This window comes from Stenotrophomonas genospecies 3 (assembly GCF_054473855.1).
This window is the reverse complement of the sequence record NZ_JBTMUR010000015.1, coordinates 105,813-119,101: the sequence shown is the minus strand read 5'-3', so window position 1 is coordinate 119,101 and position 13,289 is coordinate 105,813. Positions and strand designations below refer to the sequence as shown.

General features: G+C 68.0%; 12 protein-coding genes. All 12 read right to left on the bottom strand.

Annotated elements, in window-relative coordinates; all coding sequences use genetic code 11:
* Positions 1-462 precede the first annotated feature (462 nt).
* Complete coding sequence (gspD, locus tag ACX9OT_RS18655; RefSeq protein WP_100437859.1) at positions 463-2,664, bottom strand: type II secretion system secretin GspD; 2,202 nt, start codon at positions 2,662-2,664, stop codon at positions 463-465.
* A gap of 9 nt (positions 2,665-2,673) precedes the next feature.
* Positions 2,674-3,468: a general secretion pathway protein GspN gene (locus ACX9OT_RS18650; protein ID WP_100437858.1), complete on the bottom strand. Its 795-nt coding sequence runs from the start codon at positions 3,466-3,468 to the stop codon at positions 2,674-2,676.
* Complete coding sequence (gene gspM, locus ACX9OT_RS18645) at positions 3,458-4,177, bottom strand: type II secretion system protein GspM (RefSeq protein ID WP_049424965.1); 720 nt, start codon at positions 4,175-4,177, stop codon at positions 3,458-3,460. Before gspM ends, ACX9OT_RS18650 begins: the two co-directional genes overlap by 11 nt.
* A complete protein-coding gene (locus ACX9OT_RS18640; RefSeq protein WP_423164278.1) occupies positions 4,152-5,297 on the bottom strand; it encodes a PilN domain-containing protein in 1,146 nt (381 codons plus the stop codon). Before ACX9OT_RS18640 ends, gspM begins: the two co-directional genes overlap by 26 nt.
* Positions 5,294-6,157: a type II secretion system minor pseudopilin gene (locus ACX9OT_RS18635; protein WP_049398127.1), complete on the bottom strand. Its 864-nt coding sequence runs from the start codon at positions 6,155-6,157 to the stop codon at positions 5,294-5,296. The genes ACX9OT_RS18640 and ACX9OT_RS18635 overlap by 4 nt, the downstream gene beginning before the upstream one ends.
* Positions 6,154-6,786 carry a type II secretion system protein J gene (locus tag ACX9OT_RS18630; protein ID WP_134951789.1) on the bottom strand — a complete coding sequence of 211 codons (633 nt, stop codon included), beginning with the start codon at positions 6,784-6,786 and terminating at the stop codon, positions 6,154-6,156. The genes ACX9OT_RS18635 and ACX9OT_RS18630 overlap by 4 nt, the downstream gene beginning before the upstream one ends.
* Entirely contained in the window at positions 6,783-7,202 is a 420-nt protein-coding gene (gene xpsI / locus ACX9OT_RS18625) for a type II secretion system protein XpsI (RefSeq protein WP_346486333.1), read from the bottom strand. Before xpsI ends, ACX9OT_RS18630 begins: the two co-directional genes overlap by 4 nt.
* Positions 7,199-7,693 (bottom strand): type II secretion system protein XpsH, encoded by a 495-nt coding sequence (xpsH, locus tag ACX9OT_RS18620; RefSeq protein WP_032130132.1) that lies wholly within the window; start codon positions 7,691-7,693, stop codon positions 7,199-7,201. Before xpsH ends, xpsI begins: the two co-directional genes overlap by 4 nt.
* A 6-nt stretch (positions 7,694-7,699) precedes the next feature.
* Positions 7,700-8,143, bottom strand: a complete 444-nt coding sequence (gene gspG, locus ACX9OT_RS18615) for a type II secretion system major pseudopilin GspG (protein ID WP_004142831.1) — start codon at positions 8,141-8,143, stop codon at positions 7,700-7,702.
* A gap of 49 nt (positions 8,144-8,192) precedes the next feature.
* A complete protein-coding gene (xpsF, locus tag ACX9OT_RS18610; protein ID WP_032130133.1) occupies positions 8,193-9,413 on the bottom strand; it encodes a type II secretion system protein XpsF in 1,221 nt (406 codons plus the stop codon).
* A gap of 24 nt (positions 9,414-9,437) precedes the next feature.
* Positions 9,438-11,162: a type II secretion system ATPase GspE gene (gene gspE / locus ACX9OT_RS18605; protein WP_032130134.1), complete on the bottom strand. Its 1,725-nt coding sequence runs from the start codon at positions 11,160-11,162 to the stop codon at positions 9,438-9,440.
* Between the two features lie 136 nt (positions 11,163-11,298).
* A complete protein-coding gene (locus ACX9OT_RS18600) occupies positions 11,299-13,152 on the bottom strand; it encodes a S8 family peptidase (RefSeq protein WP_125894942.1) in 1,854 nt (617 codons plus the stop codon).
* Positions 13,153-13,289: the final 137 nt, after the last annotated feature.

Below are 13,289 nucleotides of genomic sequence, written 5' to 3'. Positions count from 1 at the left end.
CCTAACAACTACGCCCGGCAGCTCCGGGCTGCCGCCTGAAACGGCTTCATGGCGTCCGTTTTCAGGGGGCCAGATCAGACACCCCCGCAACCGGACCCACCCCGCCTTCGACAGTTTCCTGTGATCTGTCGGGCATTGCTTTCTGTAGAGCCGAGCCATGCTCGGCTCAGATCTCACAGATATCGAAATATTCGATTTCGATGGAGAGTCTTCCACGCATGGCGTGGATCCAGCGTGTCGACCAAGGTCGACACCTACCAACAGCAGCAGGACACTGTCGAAGGCGGGGCACTGTGGGTTTGCGGGGTGTGAGCCGCATGGATGCGGCGACCAAGCCTCCATGGACGGATTTACGGCGTCCCCGCAAACCCACAGTGCCCCGCCCCCCCTCAGTAAACCCGCTGTTGCCGTTGCTCCAGCTCTGGCCTCTGCGGGTGCCGGGCGCAGCCCGGCCGTAATCCCTTACTTCTTTGCGCGCGGCTGGTTCAGCGGTTCCATCGCGCGGAAGCGCTGGCTGTACTCGTCGGTCAGGGTGCGTGCCTCCTGCCCGTTGCGCACGATGCTCGGCGTCAGCAGCACGATCACCTCCGAACGACGGCTGGTGCGGCTCTTCTGCCCGAACAGTGCGCCCACCACCGGAATCCGGCTCAGGCCGGGGATGCCGCTGCTGCCATCGGTGCCCGTGTCGGTGATCAGGCCGGCCAGCATGATGGTGTCGCCGCTCTGCACCGCCGCTTCGGTCGACAGCTTCTTGGTGGAAATCCGCGGGTTGCAGTTGCGCTCCTGCGGGTTGCAGTTCTCCGGCACGTTCGAGGCGCTGCTCACTTCCTGCACGATGTCGAGGAATACCGTGCCGTCGCGGGTCACCCGCGGGCGCACCTTCAGGATCACGCCGGTGTCGATGTACTGCACCGAGCTGTAGCTGCTGGTGCCGATACCGGTGTTCACCGTGGTGGTATTGATCGGCACCTTGTCACCCACGTTGAGCGTGGCCTCGGCGTTGTTGCGCACGAACACCGAGGGGGTCTGCAGCAGGCGCACATCGGTGACCTTGTCCAGCGCGCTCACCACCGCCGCGCCATTGTGGCCGGTGAACGCCCAGCCCAGGCCTTCGCCACCGGTCGCGGCACCGGCGAAGCTGCTCCAGGAACCGCCGGCGGCGGCCGGCAGGGTCACGCCGGCCAATGCGCCGGTCAGCGCGCGCCCGGCCACCGCGTTGTCGAAGAACCAGTTCACGCCGTACTTCAGGTCACCCTCCAGTGCGACCTCGGCCACCTGCGCTTCGATATGCACCTGCAGCGGCATCACGTCCAGCTTCTCGATCACTTCGCGGATCGAGCGCCAGGCCTGCGGGGTCGAGCGCACCAGCAGGGTGTTGGTTTCCTCCACCGCCGACACGCCCACGCGATCGCCTTCCACTTCCAGGCTGACGCTGACGTTGCCGGACTGGCGCTGCGGCAGGTTCATGCTGCCGTTGCCGGTGCCACTGGAACCAGTGCCCGGCGTGGAACCGAAATTGCTGCTGTTGTTGCTATCCATGCCACGATCACCGTCGCTGCCCAGCTGCGACGGCATTGCACCCGGTGCCAGCGAGGCCGGGCTGGAGCCGCCGCGATTGCCGCTGCTGGCGAAGGCTTCACTGAGGCGTTCGGCCAGATCGCGCGCCTTGATGTAGCGCAGTTCATAGGAGAACAGGCGGGCGCTGCCACCGGCGGTATCGATGCGGTCCAGCCACTGCTGGATCTGGTCCAGGTAACGCACCTGCGGGGTGATCACCAGCACCGCGTTGGCGTTTTCCAGCGGCAGGAAGCGGAACATGCCGGCGCTGGGCGTCTTGCTCTCCTCGCCGAACACCTTCTCCAGGTCGGCGGCCACCTGCTCGGCCTTGCCGGACTGGATCGGGAACACGCCCACCGACATGCCCGACAGCCAGTCGACGTCGAAGATCTCGACGGTGCGCATGTAGTTTTCCAGCTCGGCGCGGGTACCGCCCAGGGTGATCACGTTGCGGCCGCTGTCGACGTTGACGATGGCGTTGGGGCGCGCGTACGGCTCCAGCACCTTCTTCATTTCAGTTGCGGAGATGAACTGCAGCGGGATCACCCGTACCTCGAAGCCACGCGCACTGGCTGCCGGCGCCGTGCTCGGCGCGACAGTGCCGGCCAATGCCTGATCGGCGGCGACGATGTTGTAGCGGCCGCCGCTGTAGACCATGCGGGCATTGTTCCAGCCCAGCACCATCTCCAGCAGGTTCAACGCCTGTGCCGGCGACACCGGCTTGGGCGTGGCCAGGGTGACTGTGCCCTGCACCCCCGGTGCGATCACGTAGTTCTGGCCCAGCATGTCACCGAGGATGGCCTTGACCACCGCATGCACCGATTCGCCTTCGAAATTGAAGGTTGCTTCACCGGTGCTGGCGCCATGCAGTGCCGGAGCCGGTGCGCGTGCTGCTTCGCGGTTGATCATGGTGCCGGTGCCACGGCGGATCACCGCCTGCGGAGCGCCCTGGGCGTCACGGGCAGCATCAGCGGCGACTTCGGCCGCCTGGCCGGCCTCGGCAGTGGGCGACAGATTGCCCTTGCGCTGCACATGCGGTGCGGACACGGTGCTGCAGCCGACCAGCAGCGCGAGGGCAAAGGACCAGGGAAGGAAACGCAGGCTCATGCATTCACTCTATCGGTTGGTGCCATCGCCCGGGGGCGGCGACGGTTGTTGCTGCTGTTGTTGTTGCTGCAGCTGGCGGCGACGGGCCTGGATGCGTTCGCGGATGGCCTGCATCTGCGCTTCGCTGGGGCCGTTGTTGTTGGCAGGCGGTGTGGCGGCCGCCGCAGCCGAGGATGCCGGCGCACTGCCAGCAGGCGACGGCGATGCGGTTGCCGCAGCCGGCGGCGGTGCCGGCGGAGCGCCTGCCGGTGGCGGCACAACGATCGCACCGGCCGGTGGCGCACCGTTGGCGCCGCGCAGCACGGTCGGCGGTTCCCCCCCCTGCCCGTTGAATACCGCCAGTTCCAGCACCTGGTTGCCACCGGGGCCGATCACGGTGGCCTGACGCGGCTGCAGTGCGACCAGCTGCCAGCCGTCGACGGCTTCACCGTTGAGGCGCAGGCGCAGCGAGCGGTTCTGTTCGGTGGTGAAGGTGGCCATGCCGAAGTCGCCGGTCAGCAGCACGCCGGTCAGGCGCAGCGCGGCGCTGGCGGCGGGCTCGCTGCCGCCGAGCAGGTAGGGCTTCGGCCTGCGGTCCTCGGCGAACAGCGGTCGCTCGCCGATCGCGCTGTAGCTTTCGGCGCTGGCCATGCGTTCTGCGGCCAACGGCGGCAGCACCGGCAACGAAGGCACCGCATCGGCATCACCGTCCGCACCTGGCAGCTGGCTGCCCAGACCGAAGCCGGTGGCCAGCCAGACCGCTGCCGCCCAGCCGGCCAGTGCCAGCAGGAAGCCGGTGCGCAGGCTGATCTGCTCAAGCTTCATCGGCCACCTCCTGCCCTTCTTCCGGCGCAGCCGGTGCGGCGGCCGGTGAAGGTGTGGCCGAAGGCGGTTGCGGCGCCGCGCCCGGTTCGGCTGCAGGTGCCGGCGCAGCGCCATCGGCCGCAGCACCGGGCAGCAGGTAACCGGCCAGTTCGAACGACACGTCCAGGCCGAGCCCGGACTCGTTGGGCGACTGCTGGAAGCGCTGCGCGATCAGGTTGAGGTTGTCGACGAACAGGCGCGGGCTGCCGGTTTCCAGGCTGTGCAGCACCGTGGCCAGTTCGGCCACACCGCAACGCAGGCGCACCTGCATGGCCACGCGCACGAATTCGGCGTCACGGCGGTTGTCGGTCAGTGGCGTACGGTTGCTGATGGTGCAGCTGCGGTTGCCCGGGCTGGCCATCGCCACCGCATCCTGCAGCTTCGCGCCCAGCGCAGCGGCCGCAGCTTCGGCGGTGGCTTCGCGCAGGAAGCCCGGCCGCTGCTGCAGTGCCTCGCGGGTGGCGCGCAGGCGCTGTTCGATCTGCGGCTGCTGCTGCAGCTGCGCCTGCACGCGCTGCTCGCGCTCGCGCAGGGCGGCCACGTCGGCGTCGATTTCGCGCAGTGGCTGGGTGAACCAGGGGTGCACCAGCAGCAGGTAGGCCAGGCCCAGCACTGCCAGCAGCAGCGCCAGTGCCAGCCAGCGGTCACGGCGTGCGCTTGGCATCGGCATCGGCCGCCTCCCGGGTCGGGGCCGCAGCCGGCAACGGCTGCAGTTCGGCGGTCATGGTGAAGCGGTCACGGCCACTGGCGGCGCCATCGGCCTGCAGTACGCCGGTCAGATTGACCTTGCGCCACTGCGGTGCGTCCTGCAGCAGCTGCACCAGCTGCGAGGCCTCGCGGCTGAGCCCGATCAGCTGCAGGTTGTTGTTCTCGATGGCCAGCTTTTCCAGGTAGGTGCCCTCCGGCAGGCGCCGGGTCAGTTCATTCCAGATTTCCACCGTTCCGGCGCGCTGGCTGCGCTGCTTTTCCAGGAATGCGGCACCATCGATCAGCGCCTGCAGCTGCGCGCGTTCGCTGGCGACACCACGCGCATTGCGTGCGCTGCGCTCGACCTGCGCACGCAGTTCGTCGGCGGCGGCGCGGCGGTTGTCGAGCAGCTGCAGGGCCGCCAGCACCAGCATCACCAGCGCGGCCACGGCCAGCAGCACATTCCAGCGCCGCGTCGGGTCTGCCCGCAGCTGGCGCTGCCCCGGTGGCAGCAGATTCACCTGCAGGGGTTCACCCTCGGTGTCGATGGCATCGACACCGGCCAGTGCATCGGCCCATTCGCCTACGCTGGCCCGCCACGCCTCAAGCTGGCGCAGTGGCCAGGCGATCAGTTCGACCTGCAGCTGGCCCTCGGCGGCGCCCCCGAGTTCACGCACGTCATAGCTGACCTGGCTGGATTCGAACGGCGTCTGGCGGTCAATCTCGAAACCGACCACGGCGCGCAGCCGGTCGGTCGCAGCCGCAGGCAGGCGCAGATGACGACGCAGTACCTCGCTGGCCGGCAGCAGCCACACCCGCGGCAGGCTGCGCAGTCGCGGTTCCAGCACGCGGTCCAGTTCGGCCGGCGACAGCGGCCATGGCACGCTGGCAACTGCTTCGCGGCGTTCTCCGGCCTCTCGCCAGACCTGCAGCTGCTCACCCTGGCGCTGCAGCAGCAGGCGCGCCTGTGCCCAGCCCAGTGCCCACTGCCAACGTGCCGGCACCCAGGCCAGCAGCGATTGCCGCCACCAGCGCAGGAAACGGCCGGCGCCAGGGCCGATCCGGCCCTGCACCTGCCGCACACTGTCCTGCCATGCCGTCATCTTGCTGTCATTCCCTGCTCCCAGCGAAGCACTGTGTAGGACCGCCCGGGAACCCCGCCCGAGCCATTGCGTACCACTGCCTGCAACACCGACCGGCGTCCACTGCCGTCGGTTGCACGAGACTCGATACTATAGGTGCCGCTGCTGCTGGCAAGCGTTGTCGCACCGCCAGCGGTATCTGCGTCACGCTCCTGCTGTGCGCGCTGCGCCAGCACGGTATCCGCATCCAGGCCCAGTGCGGTCAGCACCGGCGCGCTGGCGAACTGGGGATCCGGGCGTGCCTGGCGGCTGTACAGGGTCAGGTGCGGCAGCATGGCCTTGTACAGCGGGCCGCGCATGCCCAGTACCCGCTGCAGTTCACCGAGCGTCTCGAAACGCTTGTTGCGTGGGCCATACGGCAACCCCGCCGCCGCATAGTCCGGGGCTTCGGCACCGCCGCCCGGCTGCAGCAGGCTGTCTTCATCACGCCAGTCGACAATGGCACCGGCCAGCTGCCGGGCTGCCCCTTCGTCTTCGCCGAGCGCCTTGAGGAACGCGGTCAGCAAGGTCACGTCGGCCAGGTTCAGGTTGATCTTGCCGTTCTCGTCCAGCACCTTGATCTCGATGCTGGCGTCATCGAACTGCCAGCGGTAGGTTCGGCCATCAGCGCGCCAGGGCGCCCGCAGCGGATCGGCGGACAGGCGCAGCAGCGCGTACTCCAGGCCGGCGCGCGCCCGTTCCTGGCCGCGTGCATCGTCATCCAGCACCCGCTGCTGCAGATGCTCGACCCGTGCGCTCAGCGCGAACGCACCGACCAGCGCGGTCATCAATGCGATCAACCACAGCACCAGTACCAGTGCCGCACCGCGTTGCCGGTTCATCGCGCGCCTCCGCTGCCACCGTTGCGCGGCGCCACCACCAGCGTCGGCCAGGGCGCGCCCCTGGCCGGGACGATCTTGATCTCCACCAGCATCGGCAGGCGGCGGGTATCGTCCCAGCGCGGCATCCAGTCGCTCACCTGGCCGGTACTGGCATCGATGCCGCGATAGCGCAGTTGTACCGATTTCAGGTTTTCCACCAGCACTTCCGGCGGGCGCGGCGGGTTCTCGGCGATGCGCTCGCCTTCCTGCAGCAGCACCAGGTCCAGCAGCAGGCGCTGCTGGCCATCGCGGCCGTCCACCTGCAGCGCGTGCAGGTAGGGTCCGCCGCGGCCGAGGTAGCCCGGCAGATCGGCGGCGAACAACATGCGCTGCTCTTCGCCCTGGAAGAAGATCGGTTCGCGGGTGGGATCGGGCACTTCCAGCGGCGTGCGCAGCGCACCGGCCAGCTGCCGCCGCAACAGCGCCTGCACCGCGCGCATGCGCTCACTCTCGGCCGCGATCTGCTCGCCACGCTGACTGACCGCCATTGCCGAGCGGACGCTGGCGAACGCCAGCGCCAGGCCACCGGCCAGCAGCACCGTGGCCAGCATCACTTCAACCAGCGTGAAACCCGCGACGCGGCGCTTCATCGCGCGCTCTCCAGGTCCGGCGGCAGCAGGCGCAGGCTGCGCCAGCGCAGCTGCTCGCGTTCGCTGTCGCCCCAACGCACCTGCAGCTGCAGTTCGGCCAGCCAGGGGGCACCGGCCGACTGTGACTGCACGACGTTGCCGGCACGTGGCTCCACCCACGGCTGCACCTGCAGCTCCCAGTGGTAGCGTCCCTGTTCCCAGTCGCCCTGCTGGCTACCCACCTGCAGTGGCGTGGCGACACCGGTTTCGGCCAGCAGCGACTGCGCATGCAGTATCGCGCGCGTGCGCAGCTCGGCCTCGCGCACCTGCCTGGCACCACCGGACAGACTGCCCAGCAGCAGGGTCAGCGCCAGCCCGAGCAGGGCAAAGGCGATGATCACTTCCAGCAGGGTGAAGCCGCGAACGTGCCGCTTCATTGTGCCCGCCAGGGGCCGGAGCGGACCTCACCGGTCAGCCAGCCCACGTCGATGCGCCATTCGGCATCGTCACGCTGCAGCCGGATGCGGCCACCGCTGGAGCCACCATCGGGATGGAACTCGATCACGCCCTGCCCTGGCGCGGTGGCCAGCTGCGCAGCGCCTTCGAACTGCACCTGCAGCTGTGCCGGCACGTCACCATGGCGCTGGTTGGCACCTTCCCAGCGCCGCTTTGCCGGTTCGATGACAAAGCGCTGCGGCTCGCCGCGGGCGATCGCCTGCGCGCGTACCACCCGCAGCTGGTTGGCGATGTCCTTGCCGGCGCTGCGCAGCTGCATGCCGGCGAAGCCGCGCGACAGGCCGGCGGCGGTAATCAGGCCGATCGCTGCGATCAGCGCGATCACCAGCAGCATTTCCAGCAGCGACAGGCCCGCTGCGCGCCTGCCGTGCAGGCGCGGGCGAGGCAGCCGGCGCGGCAGGAAATACGTCATGCAGGATTACGGCTGGTAGCGGATGTCGGCATCGACGCTGCTGCCGCCGGCCTTGCCATCCTTGCCGAGGCTGATCAGCTCGTACGGCTGGCCTTCGCCCGGCGCACGGTACTCCAGCGCGTGGCCCCACGGGTCGTTCAGGTCAGCCGGCTTGGCATACGGCCCCAGCCAGCCACCGACACCCGCCGGTGCGGTCACCAGATCGTTGAGCGAGCCGGGCAGCTTGCCGGTATCGATCTGGTAGTTGTCGACCTTGGACGCAACGGTCTGCACCTGCGCCTTGGCGATGTTGGCCTTGCCGCGATCGGCGCCGCCCAGCACGCGGCTGGCGACCAGGGTCAGCACCGCACCGATCAGCACGATGACGATGATGATTTCCAGCAGGCTCATGCCCGACTGGTTGCGCGCGGCGGTGAAGGAAAGGCGGATCGGTCGACGGGAAGCAATCATGGTCGGTCCTTTCAGTTGCGGAGTATCGGGGTTGCGTAGGGATCCATCGTCAACCGATGGCATTGGTCAGGTCGTACAGCGGCACCAGCACGGCAACGATCACCGCACCGACCACCGAGGCCAGCACCAGGGTGATCGCCGGCACCATCGCCGCCAGCAGGCGGTCGATGCGCCGGGCGCTGTCCTGTTCGAAGGTATCGGCGGCTTTCAGCAGCATGGTATCGAGTGCACCGGATTCCTCGCCGACCTGGATCATCTGCAGTGCCAGGCGCGGGAAACGCTTGCCGCGCGACAGCGCCAGCGACAGGCCGGTACCGTTCTTCACTTCATCCGCGGCGGCTTCCACATCGGCGGCCAGCGCGCGGTTGCCCAGCACGTTGCGGGCGATGCCCAAGGCACCCAGCAGCGGCACGCCATTGCGCAGCAGCGTGCCCAGCGTGCGGGCCAGCCGCGCGGTTTCCAGTTCACCGAGCAGGCGGCCAATGCCGCGACGCTGCAGCAGCCAGCCATCCAGCGCCAGCCGGAAGGCCGGTTGCCGCGCCTTGCGTTCGAAGAACAGCGCAAGTATCCCTGGCACCACCAGCAGCAACACCCACCAGTCGCGCACGAACAGGCCCAGCTGCAGCACCGCGTTGGTGAACCACGGCAGCGCCACATCCAGGCTCTCGTACATCTGCGCGAACTGCGGCACCACGTAGCCGAGCAGGAACAGCAGCGCGCCGCCCACCACCACCAGCAGGATGGCCGGGTACACCAGCGCGTTGATCACCTTGCCCTGCAGCGCGCGGCTGCGTTCGAGGTAGTCGGCCAGGCGCTGCAGGGTTTCGTGCAGGCTGCCGCCGGCTTCACCGGCCCGCACCATGTTCACGTACAGGCGCGAGAACAACCCATGCTGGCGCTCCAGTGCGGTCGACAGCGGCGCGCCACCGCGCACCACATCGCGGATGTCGGTGATCGCGCGGCGCGAGCGTTCGTCTTCGGGCAACCCGAGCAGGATCGACAGCGCGCGATCCAGCGGCTGGCCTGCACCGAGCAGTGTCGCCAGCTGCTGGGTGAACTGCAGCAATGCAGCGCCCTGCAGCGGCCGTTGGCGGAACAGGTTGCGCCAGGTACTGCCACCGATCGCACCGCCATCGGCCAGCTGGGTCTCCATCGGCAGATGGCCCTGGTCCTGCAGGCGCGCGACCAGCTCGGCCTCGCTTGCCGCTTCCATCTGCCCGTCGAAGATCTCGCCGTGCGGATTCAGTGCCTTGTAACGGTAGGTCGGCATGTCAGCCCCGGCGTCCTGCGCGCATCAGCTTTCCTCGGTGACGCGCAGGACTTCCTCGATGGTCGTCTGACCACTGAGGGCCTTGGACAGGCCATCTTCGTACATCGTGCGCATACCGGCTTCGCGGGCAATGCGTTCGATCTCGCCCATGCCGTCGCGGCGCATCACCGCGCGCCGCAGCGCGTCGTTCATCACCAGGAATTCCATGATGGTGGTCCGGCCGAGGTAACCGGTCGGCGCCAGCGCGGAGGGCTTCGGGCGGTACAGGTAGATCGGTCCTTCCGGCTGCAGGCGGCGCAGCTCGAAGCGTTCGATCTCTTCCGGCGAGGCTTCATAGCGCTCGGCATGGGTCGGCTCCAGCCGACGCACCAGGCGCTGGGCCAGGATGCCGTTGATGGTGGAGGTAAGCAGGTAGTCTTCCACGCCCATGTCGAGCAGGCGGGTGATGCCGCCGGCTGCGTTGTTGGTATGCAGGGTGGACAGCACCAGGTGGCCGGTCAGCGCCGACTGGATCGCGATGCGCGCGGTTTCCAGGTCGCGCATTTCGCCGATCATGATGATGTCCGGGTCCTGGCGCACGATGCTGCGCAGGGCGTTGGCGAAGTCCAGGCCGATCTGCGGCTTGGCCTGGATCTGGTTGATGCCTTCGATCTGGTATTCCACCGGGTCTTCGACCGTGATGATCTTGACGTCGGCAGTGTTCAGCTGGCTCAGCGCGGTGTACAGCGTGGTGGTCTTGCCTGAACCGGTCGGGCCGGTCACCAGCAGGATGCCGTGCGGCTGTTCCAGCACCTTGCGGAACTGCGGCAGGAAGGCGTCAGTGAAACCGAGACGATGGAAATCGAACACCACCGTTTCGCGGTCCAGCAATCGCATCACCACGCTTTCGCCGTGCGCGGTCGGCACCGTGCTCACGCGCAGGTCCAGCTCCTTGCCCTGCACGCGCAGCATGATGCGGCCGTCCTGCGGCAGGCGGCGCTCGGCGATGTTGAGCCGGGCCATGATCTTGATGCGGCTGATCACCGCAGCAGTGAGGTTGGCCGGCGGGCTTTCGCCTTCCACCAGCACGCCATCGACGCGGTAACGCACCTTCAACCGGCTTTCGAACGGTTCGACATGGATGTCCGAAGCGCGCAGCTCCACTGCACGCTGGATCACCAGGTTGACCAGGCGGATCACCGGCGCTTCCGAGGCGAGGTCACGCAGATGCTCGATGTCATCGACCGCACCGCCCTCGCCATCGGCGGTTTCGACGATCGCGCCCATCGCGCTGCGGCCCTGGCCGAACCAGCGTTCGACCAGGTCATCAATTTCTGCGCGCATGCCCAGCACCGGTGTCACCGGTACACCCAGTGCCAGCTGCACGGCCTGCTGCGGATAAGGATCATGGGCATCGGCCAGCCACAGCCGGACCCCCTGTTCATCCAGCGCCAGCGGGCAGACATGGAACTGCTTGAGGAAGCGCAGCGACAACGGCAAGCCTTCCGCCAGCCCTTGTGGCGGTGCTTCCGGCAGCTGTTTGCCTTCCAGCAGCGGCAGCCCCAGCACTTCGGCGCTGGCCTGGGCCTGGTCACGCTCGGACACCAGCCCCAGCCGCACCAGCAGGCCCAGCAGGCTGCCGCCGGCCTCTGCATGCAGCGGCCGCGCACGTGCCAGATCGCCTTCCTTCAGCCGGCCGCGCGCCAGCAGCGCATCCAGGATGCGGCCTTCAGCGTCGTCGGCAGCGGCGGTAGCAGCAAGCGCGTTCACATGACTCTCCTGTCAATCGGCTCGACTTTAACAGTTAAGCCATGATTTCCGCCGCCCCTGCGCCACCTTTCGTAAAAAGACGAAGCCCGTCACATGGGATGACGGGCTTCGGCCATTCAACTACGACAGTTCAAGCTTACTGCGTGGCGAGAATGCTCACCCCGTTGTAGGCCGCTTCACCCACCACCTTGATGTAGTAGGTGGCCGCCACCGGCTTGGTCACCCGCACCGTCTCGGAGGTGCCCGGACGGGTCGACTTGGCGTCGTTGTCGCTGGCACTGGGCTCACGGCCTTCAGCCACGTAGACCGAAACGTTGCCGGTGCCACCGTAGGTGATCACGCTGAACTGCTTGCCGGCAGCCGCTTCGAAGCTGTAGAGCTTGCTGCTGCCGGCCGCACCGGACAGGCCACCGACGGCGGCCTTGTTGGTCAGCGGTGTGGCCACCGGCCCGCAGTTCTCGGTGCACGGTTCTTCCAGTGCCTTGGCCAGCGCAGCCTTGGCGTCGAGGATGCCGGTACCGATCGGGGTGGCCGCCGGGATGGCGACCGGGAACGGACGTGCGGTTTCCTTCAGCAGGGTACGCATCGCGGCCGGGGTCAACGGATCCTTGCCCTTGGCGATCAGCGCGCTCTGCACCAGTGCGGCAACGGCGGCCACATGCGGCGAAGCCATCGAGGTACCGCCCATGCCCATGTAACCCGGCGTGCCCGATTCCGGCGTGGTGGCCGCATTGGAGCCGGTCTGCCAGATGTAGCCACCCGGGTTGCCGTCGACACTGCCGCCGCCACCCGGACCGGACAGGTCCACGCGGGTGCCGTAGTTGGAGTAGTAGGTGATGCCGCCGGTGATGCGCGTGGCACCCACGGTCACCACGCCTTCGCAGCTGGCCGGACGGTACTTGGATGCGTTGTCGGCTTCATTGCCCGCCGCGACCACCACGGTGGTGCCACGCGAGATCGCGCCATTGATGGCGTCCTGGTAGGTGCTGCCGCAGGTACCGCTGCCGCCCAGGCTCATGTTGATGATCTCGGCCGGATTGGTGTTGGCCGGAATACCGGTCACCGTGCCACCCGATGCCCAGACCACCGCGTCAGCGATGTCGGACAGGTAACCGCCGCACTTGCCCAGCACACGTACCGGCAGCACCTTGGCCTTGTAGGCGACACCGGCCATGCCGACGCCGTTGTTGGTCTGCTCGGCCACGGTGCCAGCGACGTGGGTGCCGTGCCAGGAACTGTCCTCGGCCAGCGAGCCGTCATAGCACTCGTTGTCGTTCTCGACCCAGTCACCGTAGTCCTGCGCACCCGGCACACGATCGTTGGTCGGGCGCCGCGAGGTCTCCGCATCGCTGATGAAGTCGTAACCTTCCAGCAGGTTGCCGACCAGGTCCGGATGCTGCGGCAGGATGCCGGTATCGATCACCGCCACCACGATGCCCTCACCCTGCGAGACATCCCATGCCGCCGGTGCGTTGATGCCGCCGACGGCGTTGTGCAGGTGCCACTGGTTCTGCTGGTAGAAGGGATCGTTCGGCACCAGCGCAGGCTGTACGTCGCCGGCACGCAGCTCGGTGCGGCGCAGCTTGACGTCGGCTTCGGCGTACTGCACCGACGGGTCGGCCTGCAGTTCCTTCAGCACACGCTGCAGTTCGGCCGGGGCCAGGCGGCCCTGCACGCGGATCAGGTCCGCACCGGTAGCGAGCTTGCGTACCACCTGCGGGCCGAGGGTACTGGCACGTGAGGTACCGCCGGAGAGGCTGGCCCGGGTCAGCGCCGACTGCACGGTGGACAGCTTCGCCGAGCGGTCGGTGGCGGCGGCAGCGCCGGCCCGGTACTTGACGATGATGCGCTCGGCGCCCGGCTGGGCGGTGCTGGCCTGGCGCACCGGTTCGCGGGTCGGCAGGCCGGCGGCGTGGACGGCACCGACGGCCGTCATCGACAGCACGGCGGCGGCAAGCACATTGATGCGAAGGTTCTGCTTCTTGATCACGTCGAATTCCTCTTCTGGGTCATGGATCGAACCAACACTGCGGCCATCATTCCTTGACGACTCCCGGCCGGCCCAGCCGGGATTGCCGTGACCTCCCCCCAGGCCCTCATTGCAGGTGCTGCGCCGGCGTGGGTGGC

Coding starts and splice junctions, on each gene's coding strand:
- gspD (WP_100437859.1), bottom strand. CDS start 2,664: ATGAGCCTGCGTTTCCTTCCCTGGTCCTTTGCCCTCGCGCTGCTGGTC.
- ACX9OT_RS18650 (WP_100437858.1), bottom strand. CDS start 3,468: ATGAAGCTTGAGCAGATCAGCCTGCGCACCGGCTTCCTGCTGGCACTG.
- gspM (WP_049424965.1), bottom strand. CDS start 4,177: ATGCCGATGCCAAGCGCACGCCGTGACCGCTGGCTGGCACTGGCGCTG.
- ACX9OT_RS18640 (WP_423164278.1), bottom strand. CDS start 5,297: ATGACGGCATGGCAGGACAGTGTGCGGCAGGTGCAGGGCCGGATCGGC.
- ACX9OT_RS18635 (WP_049398127.1), bottom strand. CDS start 6,157: ATGAACCGGCAACGCGGTGCGGCACTGGTACTGGTGCTGTGGTTGATC.
- ACX9OT_RS18630 (WP_134951789.1), bottom strand. CDS start 6,786: ATGAAGCGCCGCGTCGCGGGTTTCACGCTGGTTGAAGTGATGCTGGCC.
- xpsI (WP_346486333.1), bottom strand. CDS start 7,202: ATGAAGCGGCACGTTCGCGGCTTCACCCTGCTGGAAGTGATCATCGCC.
- xpsH (WP_032130132.1), bottom strand. CDS start 7,693: ATGACGTATTTCCTGCCGCGCCGGCTGCCTCGCCCGCGCCTGCACGGC.
- gspG (WP_004142831.1), bottom strand. CDS start 8,143: ATGATTGCTTCCCGTCGACCGATCCGCCTTTCCTTCACCGCCGCGCGC.
- xpsF (WP_032130133.1), bottom strand. CDS start 9,413: ATGCCGACCTACCGTTACAAGGCACTGAATCCGCACGGCGAGATCTTC.